Origin of the sequence: Paenibacillus sp. FSL R7-0273, assembly GCF_000758625.1 — a bacterium.
In the GTDB taxonomy this organism is placed as follows: Bacteria; Bacillota; Bacilli; order Paenibacillales; family Paenibacillaceae; genus Paenibacillus_AQ.
On record NZ_CP009283.1, the window covers coordinates 5955962 to 5970971 of the forward strand.

Annotated in this window: 10 protein-coding genes; all 10 read right to left on the minus strand. The window is 52.1% G+C overall.

The window, feature by feature from the left end; translation table 11 throughout:
* Nucleotides 1-76: 76 nt before the first annotated feature.
* The 10 genes from R70723_RS25580 to R70723_RS25625 all read right to left on the minus strand — a co-directional run bounded on the left by R70723_RS25580 (nucleotide 77) and on the right by R70723_RS25625 (nucleotide 14985).
* Nucleotides 77-1177, minus strand: a complete 1101-nt coding sequence (locus R70723_RS25580) for a Ger(x)C family spore germination protein (RefSeq protein ID WP_039876677.1) — start codon at nucleotides 1175-1177, stop codon at nucleotides 77-79.
* Nucleotides 1170-2258: a GerAB/ArcD/ProY family transporter gene (locus tag R70723_RS25585; RefSeq protein ID WP_052421469.1), complete on the minus strand. Its 1089-nt coding sequence runs from the start codon at nucleotides 2256-2258 to the stop codon at nucleotides 1170-1172. Before R70723_RS25585 ends, R70723_RS25580 begins: the two co-directional genes overlap by 8 nt.
* A 4-nt stretch (nucleotides 2259-2262) precedes the next feature.
* Nucleotides 2263-3684 (minus strand): spore germination protein, encoded by a 1422-nt coding sequence (locus R70723_RS25590; RefSeq protein ID WP_039876678.1) that lies wholly within the window; start codon nucleotides 3682-3684, stop codon nucleotides 2263-2265.
* Nucleotides 3685-3822: 138 nt separating this feature from the next.
* Nucleotides 3823-5601, minus strand: a complete 1779-nt coding sequence (locus tag R70723_RS25595) for a cellulase family glycosylhydrolase (RefSeq protein WP_081957491.1) — start codon at nucleotides 5599-5601, stop codon at nucleotides 3823-3825.
* Between the two features lie 973 nt (nucleotides 5602-6574).
* Nucleotides 6575-8332 (minus strand): protein O-GlcNAcase, encoded by a 1758-nt coding sequence (locus tag R70723_RS25600; protein ID WP_039876680.1) that lies wholly within the window; start codon nucleotides 8330-8332, stop codon nucleotides 6575-6577.
* A gap of 24 nt (nucleotides 8333-8356) precedes the next feature.
* Complete coding sequence (locus R70723_RS25605) at nucleotides 8357-10090, minus strand: family 10 glycosylhydrolase (protein ID WP_039876681.1); 1734 nt, start codon at nucleotides 10088-10090, stop codon at nucleotides 8357-8359.
* 46 nt (nucleotides 10091-10136) lie between these two features.
* Nucleotides 10137-11783, minus strand: a complete 1647-nt coding sequence (locus R70723_RS25610) for an extracellular solute-binding protein (protein WP_039876682.1) — start codon at nucleotides 11781-11783, stop codon at nucleotides 10137-10139.
* A 34-nt stretch (nucleotides 11784-11817) separates the two neighbouring features.
* Nucleotides 11818-12708: a carbohydrate ABC transporter permease gene (locus R70723_RS25615; protein WP_039876684.1), complete on the minus strand. Its 891-nt coding sequence runs from the start codon at nucleotides 12706-12708 to the stop codon at nucleotides 11818-11820.
* A 27-nt stretch (nucleotides 12709-12735) separates the two neighbouring features.
* Nucleotides 12736-13662, minus strand: a complete 927-nt coding sequence (locus R70723_RS25620) for an ABC transporter permease (RefSeq protein ID WP_039876686.1) — start codon at nucleotides 13660-13662, stop codon at nucleotides 12736-12738.
* Nucleotides 13663-13686: 24 nt separating this feature from the next.
* Complete coding sequence (locus tag R70723_RS25625; RefSeq protein ID WP_039876687.1) at nucleotides 13687-14985, minus strand: 6-phospho-beta-glucosidase; 1299 nt, start codon at nucleotides 14983-14985, stop codon at nucleotides 13687-13689.
* Nucleotides 14986-15010: the final 25 nt, after the last annotated feature.

Consider the following 15010-nt stretch of genomic DNA (forward strand, 5'->3'; position numbering starts at 1 on the left):
CCCGTCAGCGTAAGTAATGCAATTTTACACCCATTGTCTCATTTTGTATATTTATAAATTTAAATACTATATGGAATCAGCTATACTTCCCGTAGTCCTTAATGATTATCCTGGCGCGGCACTCCACCTCAATCTGCGGGTAGACCTCCCTCCAGTCCAGGCTTGTCCATTCCCTGTAGCTCAGGCTATTCCGCACATATCGTCCGATGCCCAGGGCATCTGTTTTGGCCTGCTGCATCTGCCGGATCAGCTCCTCTGCCTTGTCTGTAATAGACTTGGCTATCTGCTCTTCCAGCTTATGCCGGGTCGCGGGGTCACTCAGCTTATCCTCTCCGGTGTATTCAAGCACCGAGCCCTGCACAGAAATGGAGAGCTCCGCCTTGAAGCGGCCTTCCCCCAGCTTATGCACCTTGACCTTACGCTTGCCTGACAAAGAGCTGAACATGACGATCACCGGCTTCCCGTTCTCCTCGCCCAAATTAACTGTCGCTTCGCCCTGCTTGAGATCATCACGGAACAGGGCAAAAATAATCCCGTCCTCCACAGGTATTTTCATGACATACTTGTCCATTACAAATAAGGCGATTCCGTCAACCGTCACCTTTTTGCCTGCATCCTTTACAATCGGGGCTACAGCATCAATTCCGTCATCGTTGTAGTCTCTGGAGAATTCATAGAGTGTCGTAGTCGGAACACTGTTGGAGGAAGATTCCTTTTCGAGCAGGTGGGTAATATAGCGGCCGGTATCGGAATGGGGCTTATAGGTTTTGGACAGCAGCTCTCCGGCATCCCCTTCCACCACCGTCACTCTGACTCCCAGCGCTATAGACGGATCGCGTAAAATAGTGTCGATATAGTCACCAATTCCCGCTTTGGCCAGCGTCAGCCCGAACAGGGTCTCCCGGAGCTGCCCGCTGACTACGGTCAGATCGGTCTGCCGGGAAAACTGCAGCCGGGCCTCTTTAATACTGTCACTTTCAGCTGTCAGCAGCTCGCGGCGGACCGGAGATTCCGGATCGATAACCGGAACGCAGGCAACCACCTTGAGCTTGTTATTGTCCAGCAGATCATAGCTCGACGTCTGAACCATGCCCAGCTTTTCGAGGACCCGCTCATCATTTTTACAGCCCGTTAACAGCAGCAGGATTAGCGGGACAATAAGCCACAGTTTATCCATGAGAAGTCACTCCTTTTCTCTGAATCAGCAACACCGTGATGAGCAGCATAGGAAGACCAAAAGCAATTACTGTAACGGCATAACCTAAATTCGTAATCCATACGTCCACCTGGTCCAGCGTTTTGGGGATAAAGGAAATGCAGTAGGCTATGGAAAGCAGCAGGAACAGCAATATTTTCACATTGAGCCTGGGCATTATCCGCTGCACCGTTATCTGCGCCGCCCACCAGTACATCACCATGGTAATCAGAATCAGGAACAGAAATAAACCGTATAGCAGATTTTCAAGCCGCTCAATAAACGGGAACTGGATATAAGCCAGCAGATCAAGCACGGGATACAGCAGCTTTTTCAACTGGTCCAGACTGTAGAAGCCGAAACATACCAGCGTCAGACCGAGATAATTCAGCGTCAAAAAAAGATTACCGGCATAAATCGCCAGCATGGATCTGTTATTCTTTTTCACATACGGAAACAGGAAGATGGACAGCTCATAGCCTAAAAAAGCGGAATACACCTCAATCGCTCCCTTCACTTGATCATGCCCGCCTTGAAGAATAAACGGAGTGAACCGCTCCCAGCGGAAGGAAGGTATGAACCACACCAGCAGCAGAATCATCCAGGCCGACATCCAGAAGAAAAGCGTCGCCGCTTTGGATATCGAATGAATCCCTTTAATCAGCAGCAAAAAGGCCAGCACATCAATAGCCAGCTTGAACACCATCGGGTTCGTCGACGGAAAGGACAGCATCTGGAAGACCAGCACATATTTTTTGCCGATCATACAGCCGAATATCAGCCATGCACCTGCCAGCAGCAGATAAAACGGGTACAGCAGCACCTTCGAAACCGACTGCTCCAGAATTGCAAACACAGAACGCCCCTGCCCCAGACGAAAGACGAGCGTAATCAGCCAGATATTCAAGGAGGACAAAAGGAAGCAGGGGATCAGGACAAGCCAGCCGTTCGTTCCGAAATAATCCGCCACGCTCCTCGGCAGTGTAAAAAGCACAATTCCCGCCTGCGCCATGTAGGTTAGAACGGCAATATGAAAGGGACTGATCTTCTGCTGCATAAGCATATGCCTACTTTCTATTTTTTTGCCGGACCAGGTTGGAGCTTTTGGTCTGTGAAGGACGGGTTCTCAGCATGGAAAAAGGCGCCCGGATAAAGACATCCTTCCAGTCTCTGGGCTTCATCGGCGCAACGGGAGTAATATACGAGGTTCCCAGGCTGGTCAGTCCCGATAGATGAATGATGATCAGCGCAAGCCCCATAACCAGACCCATGTTACCCCAGAACCCGGCAAGAATAATCACACCGAAACGGATCAGCCGGATCGACGCGCTCATCATATAGCTGGGTATGACAAAGGAGGCAATCGCCGAGGAGGCCACCGCAATAATCAATACGTTACTGGTCAGCCCCGCCTGTACCGCTGCCTGTCCGATAACGATACCGCCTACGATCCCGATGGTCTGGCCGATTTTGGTCGGGAGCCTGGCTCCCGCCTCGCGCAGCAGTTCAATCATAATCTCCATCAGCAGCGCTTCGTAGACTGGAGGAAAAGGTACTCTGTTCCGTGATTCGGCCAGCGTTCTCAGCAGCGCTTCCGGGATCATCTCGTAATGAAAGGTAGTTACGGAGACATACATAGCTGTAAAGGTTACGGTAATCAGTAAAGCCATAAATCGCATCAGCCGCAATGCGGTCCCTAATGCCCAGCGCTGATAGTAATCGTCAGGTGATGAGAAGAAATCAAAAAAGGAAGCCGGTGCACAAACCACTGTCGGGCTGTTATCAACTATTGCAACCACCCGCCCGCCGGCCAGCTTGGAGACAGCAACATCCGGCCGCTCAGTGGTCAGGAACTGGGGGAAGACCGAATTGGGCTTATCCTCAATGAATTGGGTCAGCTTGCCGCCATCGTTCAGCTCATCCGTCTCAATCTTTAGGATCCGCTGCTCCAGAGCTTCAACCAGCTGCAGATTCACAATTTCTTCTATATAAAGCACATACACAGCGGTTTTGGATATTTCACCGACCGCGTATTTGCGGATTTTGAGATGCGGGCTTCTGAGTCTTCGGCGGATCAGGGACAGGTTCGTAGAAGCCGATTCGACAAAAGCATCATGCGGGCCTGCGATAACCGTCTCCGTCTCCGACGGCTGTACACTCCGTGCTTCCGGACTGGATACGTCCAGCAAATAAACACCCTTCTGGTGAAAAATAGCCACCTTGCCGTCCAGAATACCGACAACTGCCGTTTTGGGTTCACTCATCTTCACAAATTGCGACTGCTGCAGCATTCCGTCAACCTCAGAGCGCTGAATCCGGGAAAAGGGCTCCAGAAGCTCCTGAATGAACAGGGTATTATCCACACTATGGGGGAAATAGACCAGATCGGTCGCAAGCTCCGGAAAACTCCGGTGGTGCAAATCGGCGCACTGATCGAGCTCCTTAAGGATATGCTCAAGCGAAAGCTCTTTCGGCTGATTTGGCTCCATTACAACCGCTCCTTTCGTCCGCGCTCAGATTCCGGTAGTATATCCAGATCTTGCATGGATATTTATTAAGAAGCGCAGCTGCAAGCCGAAAAAGCCTCCGCTTACCCGGTAAGGGTAAGGGAGGCTGCTAGTGTTACACTAGATCGCTTCACCGCTAACGGCGGCTCCGCTCTTCGTAAGCTTGTAGCTGATAATCTGGCCGCTCCAGAAATGGAATTTCAGAATCACTTCACCGTCATTGACTTCCTTGAAGAAATTCTCCGTCAGGCTAATCTCTCCTGTGCTATAGGAAGGGCTGAACGTGTAAGCGAACTCCTTGTAAGGCGTCCAGTTCTGCGGCCCGGCGTTGCCGCCTGCAGCATATACGGCTTCCATTGTAGCCAGGCTGTCACCGTTAAAGGCGGCCGGGATTTTGAAGGAGGCTGTCATTCCAGTAACGTTGCTTAGCTTAGGCTTGGCATAAACGGTGAGCTTAAAGGTCCAGGCTGCACCTTTGTTGAACTTTGCGGTAAGGGTGGCATTTACGCCCAGCTTGCCTGACTTGGTAAGGCTCTTCAGCTTCGCCGCCTTAATCGTCAGCTTGTTGCCGCTGAGGGTGTAATCACTGCCTTGCTTAAGCTTGCTGCCGGCTACGCTGAGCGATTTCAGCTTGTTGCCGTTCAGGTTAAGCAGGATGGCGGTATCCTTGACCGCCGCACCCTTTTCAAGATAGATCAGATCACTTTCAGCAGTAGCCGAGCGTGTAGTCCAGCTGGTCTTGATCATCGTAAACAGCTGCGGATCAGACCATTTATAAGTTGTGCGGCCAAAATGCTGCCCGTTGTCCCACAGCATCGAGGTAATCCGTTTCTCTTTCAGATAATAGCCGAGGAATTCAAAAAACTTCAGCTTCTCCCCCTGCTCAATCGCAGCCGTGCTCTGGTCAAAGCCAAGCAAGCCATATTCGCCGAGGATGACCGGGATGCCTTTGGCCGTAAAGGTAGCGTGCACTTTGTCAAAGGTCTGGATGATGTCATTTTGTGTATCGGCATCGAATTTGGTGTAGCCGGCAATATTCACGCTGAACGGCCAGAAGCCGTAGTAATGCACAGTAGCAATCAGATTAGGATCCTTCAGCCCGGTAATCGTTTGATACAGCACATCCATCCGCTCCTGGGTCGGGGAGGATTCCAGCGACGGGAGCACCAGCGGCCGGGCTGTGTTCTTACCGCCTGAGCTTCTGACAATGCTGTGGAAGGATTTGTTCAGCTCGTTCAGCATCGCGGTAGCCTTAGCTTCATCCGTCGTACCACCGTCGGTGAACCTCGGTTCGTTAATGCTCTCGAACATCAGCTTATCCGGATGGTTCTTGAATGTGGCAGCCACCTGCTTCCAGACCGCGTTATAGCGGGCCAGCACCTCATCATGCTTCTGCTCCATCCCGCTGATCCACATCCAGGAATCATGGTGGACATTGATCATGACATACAGCTTCTCGGCGAGCGCCCAGTCCACCACCTGCCGGACTCTGGCGAGATAAGCGGGCTCGATTGTGTAGTTCGGAGCTGCTCCGATGTGTACATCCCAGGTTACGGGAATGCGGATGCTCCGGTACCCTTGGTCAGCGATTTTCTTGATCAGCTCTTTGGTAACCTTGGGGTTGCCCCAGGAGGTTTCGTCGGCTCCCGTAGCATCGAGCGTATTACCCAGGTTCCAGCCCGGCTGCATGGCATCCACATAGCTCTGCATGGCAGATGGTTTAGGTTTCTTGGAGGCGGAGGCCGCCGCAGATACATTTGGCGTTACCAGCGTAAGCAGCAGGAATGTGGATAGTACGAGTAATAATAGTTTAGGTAAAACGCGTGGTGAGCGCTTGGATGATGCGTACGGCGCAAATGCAGGCAATGCTTCTGGCAGCAATGATTTATTCTTAGGCATGAATACGTTATTCCTCCTTATGAATGAATGATCATTGTGTTGAAATCCCCCCGGAGCCTGGTACACCTGTCACCTCCACTTTTTATGTAAACACTCCAATGTAAACGTTTGTTGTAAACGCTTACCAAAAAGAATATAGCATCTTTTCCCTGCGGTAAATATCCCAATTATTAGTGGAAAAATCCCGGGGGAATTATTGATTTTCGCGTTGGGCGACTGGAGGAGTGCGGGATATAAGTTGGTTGCTGAATCGGAATGGGGCTAGAATGGGGCGAATTTAGGCGGTGCTTAGGGGGATTTTAGTACACTGGTTTACGCAAACAGGGCCCGGCCGGGAGGGGCGTTTGGCGTGATTTAGGTGGAAGGCCCGGCGGTATTTAGGTGAATTTTAGTACTCTAATTCCCTACGGACGGGGTCCCGGCGGTAATTAAGTGGATTTTAGTACACTAATACCTCACATGGTGGCTCTAACCCGTGTTTTTACCGGAATTAAGTAACCTTTTTCCACCTAATCTCTCGTTTCAGCACAAAACAGCGCAATTAGTGTACATTTTTCCAACTAAATTTATTGGGGAGGGGGCCAGCTTGCCTAAAAGCCCGAAATGTCTGCCATTATGCTCTCTATCCGTCAAACTCTGTCATCTCACACCACCAGCCAGCTCTACCATCGCCCTCCTCCATTACCTCTCCCCTCATAGTCTGCCACCACATTCATTCACATGCTCTTTCCATTACATACTCCACCATCACGCTCTTTCCGCCAAGCCCCCGTCATATGAATACACCGGGTGAACAGGCGGATTAGATTCTTCATCAGAAACAAACAAAGGCTATCCCTAACGGGATAACCCTTGCTTCGCTTTGCGCAGTGCGCCGTAAAGGCCTGCTAAACAGATTGGCCGCCAAAAAACGGTTTACGGACAGAAGACATTCTGGAGTGGCAGGAGCCGTTTACACTACATCCCCATCATCCTAAGTCAGCCGGTATCCGCCTTTCTCCTCCCGGACGGCCAGCCCCCAGGCTTCGGCTGCTCTCCAGGCCGGATCACTGCCCAGCCGGACCTTAAAGGCCTGACAGGCTTCGGCCCGCCGGCGCAATTCATCACTGCTTCCGGGCCCAGCCGACTCTTTTGCATCGCCATCCCCGTTCCCGTTCCCGTTCCCGATTCCAGTCCCGTTCCCGCCACCAGCCCCGGTAACCGTCCGCCGGACCGCTCTCCACAGCTCAACGTCCGCCAGCGCTCTATCCAGCCACGGTCCTGCTTCCTCCTTAAACTTGCTGTTGTCCCATTGCAGTAACCGGGAGACGGTGCTCTCCAGACGGTCGAAGTACACATCGAGCCTATCGATATCCTTGCTCTGCACAGCTTCTTTCAGTTCCTCATACCCGCCGCTGTAGAGCTGGCTGTTTAGATTCTGGCGGCAGAAGAACATCATCTCCTCTGCCAGCGCTCCGGCAAATTCCCGGACCGACAGCTCCCAGGACAGCTCCGGCATATAACGCTCGCTGTTCCACATATAGTGGGCCAATGTGTTCAGTGTAATTTTGGAGCATTCCCATTGAACCATCGGATTGGCTACAACCGCCTGGTGTCCGGTCCGGCCAAGCTGTGAATACCGCCCGCGTACCGGGTCCAGAAACAGCCTGTCGTAGTCGGCATCATTAACGGGTATGTTGTCCCACAGCCACAGCTCATGCCCGTAATGACGGTGATTATCCTGTGCATGCCTGCTGCCGATTTGCGGGGCAAAGACGGAATAGCCGGTCCAGAACACCTTGATGCTTGCATGCAGCTGCTCCCGGATATCCCTTTTATAGCCGGTATCCCAGTACGACCAGTATTCCGAGGGGCACATCGCCAGTGTAAAGCCAGGCAACTGACTGTTCAAATAGGTATAAACATGGTTTGCCACGTAAGCATGGGCCAGCCCGGAGCGCTCAAGGTAATGGAGATTATCCCCGGACAGCTCATAATCGATGTCGTCCATCAGCAGTGCAAAATGCCGGACACCGATGGAGACCATCGCTGCCAGCTTATTTTCCAGACTGGCGAAATCCGCCTTGCTGCGAAACTGCAGATCGTTCCCCGGACTAATGCAATAATAGAAGTCCACCAGCTGATCATCACATTCCTGCTTCAGCTCCGCAATCCGCGCAAAAGCCTCCTCGGGGTAAGGCTCACGCCACAGCTCGCGGTGATAGGGGTCATCCTTGGGAGCATACATGAAAGTGTTCATCCGGTGAGCTGCTATATAGCGCACAGCATCCATCCGGTCCTCGAAGCTCCAAGGCTTGCCGTAGAAGCCCTCAATGATGCCGCGGACCGGAAAAGAAGGCTCATCGTGAATGACCGCCACCGGCAGCCGGCATTTGCCGCCATCTGTGCTTATAAGCCGGATGAGCGCATCCATTCCGAATTTCAATCCTCTTTTATTGGAGGCGGCTATTGTAATCTTACCGTCCTTGCTAATCTCAAGCTGATAACCGTCCGGCTTAAGCGTACCCTCATACTCAAGCTCCAGCACGGCATTGCCCGGTTCAGCCGCCTCCCCGCCCTGTTCAACAATCACAATCGGGCCATCCGCAGCAAGCGGGCCTCCGTATGTCTGACTCATGGAAAATTTGGAAGAGAGCCTGCATCGCAGCTGCTGTCCTTCCAGCACCAGCTCCTCACCCTGATCGTAATAGTCCCGGAAGTAATACTGCCGTTCTCTAAGCGGCATAGCCATATTCACGCCTCCATTGCGTTACACTTAGTTGGTAATCTTCACATTCCCGAACACGGCCTTATTCCGTGAGTCATCTCCGGGATTACTGACGGCCAGGCCGATATACACCTTGCTGGTCATCGGAACCTGAACCGATCCGACTGTCTGCCAGCTTGTTCCGTTGGAGGAAATCGCCCCGGTGAAGGTATTTCCGCTCCGGGTCAGCTTCAGCCATTTAGGAGCCGTTGCAGCCGCAGTTTGGTCGGCGGTGACACCGGTAGTCGCTGTACGGTACTGAAAGCTTGTGCCGTTCTCAGGAGTAAGCATCATATCTACATGCTTCGCATCAGAGTTAAGTGTCTCGCGGATCATCACTCCCGCCTTGGCCCAGCCGTCCAGACGGCTGAAGGACTGCACTTTGACCACAATCTCGGCATTGCCTCTCAAGGATTGGTAGATATAATTCAGCTGATCGCCATTTCCCCAGATATCTGTAGAGCTGCTGCTCACCGTGAATTGCTTATTAGAGGAGCTGTAGGTAACAGTCCCCGGCTGGGAACCGATATTCCGCGCCTTCCAGCCGGCGGGCAATTGGGCAGCATAGTCCTCATCCTCAGGTGACGTCCAGTCCGGTGTCGGCCAGGTTTCGCGTTCATGGATTTTGATCAGCTCGGATTCCGGCCATGCCCCGTAAGCAAAGAAGGACAGCCGCTTTACGCCCGGGTAATTCTGGCGGATTCCCTGATAAATCTCCTGATATTGATCGTCGGTCCAGTCATTATCCAGCGTCGCAACAATCTCCGCCCCGCTGCCGCTGATCCGGTTGCTCGTATCCTTCAGGATTCCGTAGGATGTGCTGTATACCCAGTCGCTGTTGAAATCCCAGTCGTCAAAGTAAGCCATCGGGGCGACAAAATCGATATCATCCTTGAATTTGGCTACATTCTGCCCGACCTCCGTAAATTCCGGCGGCAAAATATACACGCCGAGCTGCACATCCGGGTTAGCGGACTGGTCAATATCCTCCCGGATATCCCCTACATACTCGCCAATCTGCTCTGTTCTCCATTCATTCCACTGCTGGCGCTTTGCCGAATCTGTATTGAAATTAATAGTTAGCGGTGAATAGCCGAACTGCGCCTGATATTTTGCTACCGTATAATCGCTGACGTCCATGTTGTAATTGTCGAAACGGATCCAGTCCAGCACGACGCCGTCGACATCATAATTATCGATTACTTCCTGAATGATCGAGCGTTCATACTGCTGCACTTCTGCGCGGATCGGATTAACAAAATATTCGTTGCCGTTCGAACCCTTAAACGGTGTCCGGACCCCGTTAACCAGCGCCTGCATCTGCCATTCCGGGTGCTTCAGGAAGGCCTCCTGATCATGGAACTGCGGAATCCAGGCATGAACCTTGATCCCTGCTGCATGGGCAGCCGTAACTACCTCCTGCAGGGCATCGAAGTTCTCATAGCCCTGGGCAATCGGCGCGATATCGCTCTGATAGAATACCCGGCCGGACGGGACCTCGTCATCCTCATCCTGCTTCACGTTCATGCTGATGACATCAACACCGTAGGTCTGTGACAGCGCGATGAATTTGGTGACATCTGTCTTGTTCTTGAACTGGTTGACCGTCCGTACAATAACCTCTGTTTCAAAAGGAGTGTTGCTCTCCCCCGCAGCCTTAACAGGTGCAGAAGTGCTGATGACCGGCATAACCAATAAGAAGCTCAGCGCCGCAATGAATCTCTTTTTGAATACAAATGTCATAATCCCGCCTCCGTAATAGTAGTCTCATTCAGGCTTCAAACAAGCATTATTTCGTCGCGTTGATTTTCTGTACATTCTCCTGCCACTTTTCAGTCTTGAACGCAAGCAGCTTATCGAGTCCGGCTTTATTGGCATTCTTCCTGGCCGTCTGCAGCGCTGACAGCACTTCTTCATCAGACTTCGCCTGAACCATCTGGGCAAAAGCGAGCGTATGAATATCCTGAATATTCTGCGCGATGATGCCTGTTTCTGTCTCCGGAACCGGATCGGTGTTCACGAATTCCGTAATGTCCAGCGCGGTCTTCCAGGTGACTGTCGATTGTGCCACCGTTTCCCACGACTTCTGGTTTGCGGAGAGCGAAGCCTCAAGGCTCATTTTGGCCGTATCGATAAAGGTTGTGTTGCCCGCCCAGTTGAAGTCCTCGAATTTGCGCATCGTTTCCGTACGCTCGTTGGCCGGCGTTGTCTTGTATTTCTCATTCGGAACCGGTGCACCGTCCGCATCCTCTTCATCCCAGTACAGGCCCTTCGGACCGAAGAACAGCACCTTCTGCCCCTCCGGACCCGTGATCCAGTCAAAATAAGCGAAGATCGCCTCCGGGTCCTTGGCTTTGCTCGTAATAACATTTACGTTCCAGCCCAGCGTCTCAAAGCCGCTGACAAACACCTTGTTTTTATCCAGTCCCGCTTTGTGCACCGGCCAGATGATCTCATATCCGCTATCCGGATTGCCCGCTGTCAGCGCCCGGTGACCTTCGGCCCCGTACGTTGTGATATTGGATTCGACCATAACCGCTACCCGTCCGGTATTCACCTTTTCTTTAACCGCATCCTGGGTCTGCTGCAGCGCATCCTGGGTAATCAGCCGTTCCCGGAACAGCTTGTTGATGTACAGCATCATTTCCTCGAACGCAGGATCATCATAGACCGGGAGCAGCTTGCCGCCCTCCGGATAGCCCATGAGCGAAATAAATTTGCTGGTGGCATTTTCCCGGAAACCTCCGTACATGATCTCCAGGCCAGCCCCCTTCTCACCGACCTCCAGCGGCACTACATCCGGATACTTGTCTCGTACCTGGAGCAAATATTGATACAGATCGTCGAAGGTTTCCAGCTTCGGTTTGCCGAGCGCATTGTATATATCCTTATTAACCATCCAGCCGCCGTTGCCGAATTGCCCGGAGGTGTACCAGTTCGGGATCTGATAGATCTTGCCGTCCTCGGAGCGGAGCAGGTTCAGGGTGGATTCTTTTACATACTTCTTGAAGTTCGGATACTTCTCATAGTAATCGTCCAGCGCAACGAGTCTTCCCGCCTGCACCAGCCGTTCCACTGTGGACCCCCGGTCGGTGAAGATAACATCCGGCAAATCGCCGCTGACGATCATAGTGTTAAGCTTTTCGGCGGAGGCTCCCCCCGACTGCACCGGCTCAACGGTAACCTTCCTGTTCTCCTGAATCCAGCGGGTCGCCTCATTCTCCGCCCAGGGTGCTGTCGTCAGCCAGTCATAGTTGCCATAGAAGCTGAAGGTTACAGGTTTAATTCCGCTGCCGTCATCTGCCACAGTCCCGGAATTCGAAGGTTCCCCGTTTGTATTTTGTGAAGCTCCGGAATTTCCGCCTCCGCTGCAGGCCGTGAGCAGAAGCAGCAGGGAGAGCGACAGAAACGATACCCCTTTCAAGACATTGCGCATTGCGTTTCCTTCTTTCTACATAAGATGGAGACTGCTATTCTTTCAATGAACCAATCAGCACGCCCTTAACGAAATACTTCTGGAGAAAAGGGTACGTTAAAATAATCGGAATCGTAGCAATCATCATCGTCGCCATCGTAAGAGACTTCGTAGTAATCGTCCGGTTCCGGTTCATATGATCCAGGGCAATGGCATTTGAGGACCCGATTTCAGTCATAATGTTGGAGTTCATAATTTGCCGCAGCAGGGTCTGTATGGGCAGCAGATTATCCTTGGTAATGTAGATTGCTCCTGTAAACCAGTCGTTCCAGTAACCCACCGCCGTAAATAAAGCAATCGTGGCAAGCACCGGACCCGATACCGGAATAACAATCCGGAAAAAGATGCCGTAGTTGCTGCAGCCGTCTATTTTTGCCGATTCCTCCAGCCCGTCAGGCAGTGCAGCGAAAAAGGTGCGGATGACAATCATGTTATAGACGCTGATGATGCCCGGGATAACCAGGACCCAGAAGGTGTCGAGCATCCCCAGAGAGCGGATCAGCATATATGAGGGAATCAGCCCTCCGCTAAAAAACATCGTAATCATAAAAAACACCATATATTGCTTGCGGAACAGCAGGGTCTTCTTAGACATGCCGTAGGCTAACAGCGCTGTGAAGAAGACGGATAATGCCGTACCGCTCAAGGTCCGCAGAATCGTAATCATGAAGGAATTCAGCAGCCGGCGATCCTGAAACACAATATAATAGTTCTCCAGCGTATACGCTCTCGGCCACAGGGTTATGCCGCCGAGTGCCGTATCGCTTCCCTGATTAAAAGAGATGACCAGCGCGTTCCAGAACGGATATAGCATGATCACCGACATCAGTGCCAAGAGGAGATAAATACTCCGCTGCATCATTTTGTCGCCCAGGCTTAGCCTCATTGTTCGCCCCTCCTATAGGTTGTAGGTCTACCAGAGACTGACGTCGGCCTTGCGGGCGATTTTGTTGGCTGTTACCAGCAGAATTACACTGATTACCGCTTTGAACAGCCCTACCGCTGTCGCATAAGAGAATCTGGCATTGAGTATTCCAACACGGTACACATAGGTGTCGATAACATCGGAGTAAGGCCGCAGAATTGGATTGGTTGCCAGCAGCAAGATGTCCTCAAAGCCCGCACTGAGCAGATTGCCGATGGCCAGAATCATAAAGATGATAATGACAGGAGAAATACTGGGGAGTGTTATAGAAAAGATTTGCTTAAACCGGCTTGCGCCGTCGATCGAAGCGGCCTCATACAAAGCGGGATCAACACCGGCGATTGCAGCCAGATAGACGATGCTGCCGAATCCGATCTCCTTCCACACATTGACGCTCACCAGAATGGACCAGAAGTACTCCGGTACTGCCAGAAAGTTCACCGGCTCCTGTATCAGGTTCAGCCGTTCCAGCAAAAAGTTCACCGTTCCGTTATCCACAGACAGCAGCGAGAACACAAAACCGGAGACAATGACCCAGGACAGGAAATAAGGCAGATAGCTGACGGTCTGGACAAAGCGTTTAAAACCCATATTCCCGACCTCGTTCAGCATCAGGGCAAGCAGGATCGGAGCCGGAAAGGTGATCACCAGCTTGAGCAGGCTGATTACAATCGTATTGCGCATCACATTCCAGAACTCAGGCGCTTCAAAGAACATTCTAAAATGCATAAATCCGGCCCACGGGCTATCCATAATACCGTTAAAAATATCGTACTGCTGAAAAGCCATCACCACGCCGTACATCGGAATATAACTGAATATGGCAACAAAAATAATTCCCGGCCAAACCATGGACTGCAAATCCAGCTGATTGGTCCATTTCTTCCATAAACCTGGTTTAACGGCCGCCTTCATCCGCTTCTCCTCCTCTGGCGCCAACTAATTAAATAACGGCAGGTACGGTTTGTTCTTCTCCAGCATTTCATCCAGCAGCTGCTCTGCCACAGTGACCGAAGGCACCAGCGGATGATGGACCAATGCCTGCAGGGCAATATCGCGGTCTCCGTGTACGGCAGCCTCGATGGTCAGGCTCTCGTATTGCTTGACTGCGGCCAGCAGGCCTCCGACGGACTGGGGAATCTTGCGCAGCGGAACCGGCAGCGGACCTTGCTTGGTCACTATACAGTTGACCTCAATCGAGGCATCTTCCGGCAGGAAGCTGATAATGCCGTTGTTGCGCACATTCAGCGTCTGAATATCGCGGGCATCATTGTAAATGGACCTCATCAGCAGTACGGCTGCTTCAGAGTAATAGGCTCCGCCGCGCTGCTCCAGCTGCTTCGGCTTCTCCTGCAGCTCTTCGTTCCGGTACAGCTCGAACAGTTCCTCCTCGACCCTCTTCACCACCTCGGCGCGCGAGCCGGTTGTCGCTGCCGCTTCCTTTTGCTCCTCCAGCATGGCGTCCGTCATATAGAAATAGCTCAGATAATAGGAGGGTATAGCCTTAAGCCCGTTCAGGAACCGGTGGTCCCAGGAATCAAACGGCACATTGCTTGCCTTATAGCTCTGGGGGTAATCAATGAGCTCCTGCAGCTTGCTCTCTCCGTCGATTACGACATCGGATACCCAGTGCAGATGATTAATGCCGACAAATTCGGAGTAGATTTTTTCGGCCGGCAGGCCGAAGAAACCGGAGAGCCATTTTTGAAAGCCGATCGGCGAATTGCAAAGGCCCACACTTTTGACTGACGAGTACTTGTGAACCGCCTCGGTGACCATGCCTGCCGGATTTGTAAAATTCAGCAGCCAGGCATCCGGTGCAAGCTCCTCAATATCCCTGCAGATATCCAGAATGACAGGAATCGTCCGCAAGCCCTTCATCATTCCTCCCGGGCCGGTCGTTTCCTGGCCGATGACATTGTACTGCAGCGGGATAAGCTCATCCCATTTGCGTGCTTCCAGCATACCCACCCGGATTTGCGTGCAGACAAAATCTGCTCCGGCAACGGCCTCTCTGCGGTTGAGCGTTTCCACTACGGTAATAGGCAGCCCGGCCTTGGCAACCATGCGCTTGCTCAGCTCCGCTATCGTATGCAGCTTTTCCCTGCCTTCTTCAATATCTACCAGCCATACTTCACTGACCGGCAGCTCGTTGTGATGCAGGATGATGCCTTCCATAAGCTCGGGCGTATACGACGATCCCGCTCCGATGACGACCAGCTTCAATGCTTTATTCATTAGAGACCCTTCCTTCGTCGTTTTT

Excerpts from the sequence above, each read along its gene's own strand:
- R70723_RS25580 (WP_039876677.1), bottom strand. The coding sequence starts at position 1,177 with ATGGATAAACTGTGGCTTATTGTCCCGCTAATCCTGCTGCTGTTAACG.
- R70723_RS25585 (WP_052421469.1), bottom strand. The coding sequence starts at position 2,258 with ATGCTTATGCAGCAGAAGATCAGTCCCTTTCATATTGCCGTTCTAACC.
- R70723_RS25590 (WP_039876678.1), bottom strand. The coding sequence starts at position 3,684 with ATGGAGCCAAATCAGCCGAAAGAGCTTTCGCTTGAGCATATCCTTAAG.
- R70723_RS25595 (WP_081957491.1), bottom strand. The coding sequence starts at position 5,601 with ATGCCTAAGAATAAATCATTGCTGCCAGAAGCATTGCCTGCATTTGCG.
- R70723_RS25600 (WP_039876680.1), bottom strand. The coding sequence starts at position 8,332 with ATGGCTATGCCGCTTAGAGAACGGCAGTATTACTTCCGGGACTATTAC.
- R70723_RS25605 (WP_039876681.1), bottom strand. The coding sequence starts at position 10,090 with ATGACATTTGTATTCAAAAAGAGATTCATTGCGGCGCTGAGCTTCTTA.
- R70723_RS25610 (WP_039876682.1), bottom strand. The coding sequence starts at position 11,783 with ATGCGCAATGTCTTGAAAGGGGTATCGTTTCTGTCGCTCTCCCTGCTG.
- R70723_RS25615 (WP_039876684.1), bottom strand. The coding sequence starts at position 12,708 with ATGAGGCTAAGCCTGGGCGACAAAATGATGCAGCGGAGTATTTATCTC.
- R70723_RS25620 (WP_039876686.1), bottom strand. The coding sequence starts at position 13,662 with ATGAAGGCGGCCGTTAAACCAGGTTTATGGAAGAAATGGACCAATCAG.
- R70723_RS25625 (WP_039876687.1), bottom strand. The coding sequence starts at position 14,985 with ATGAATAAAGCATTGAAGCTGGTCGTCATCGGAGCGGGATCGTCGTAT.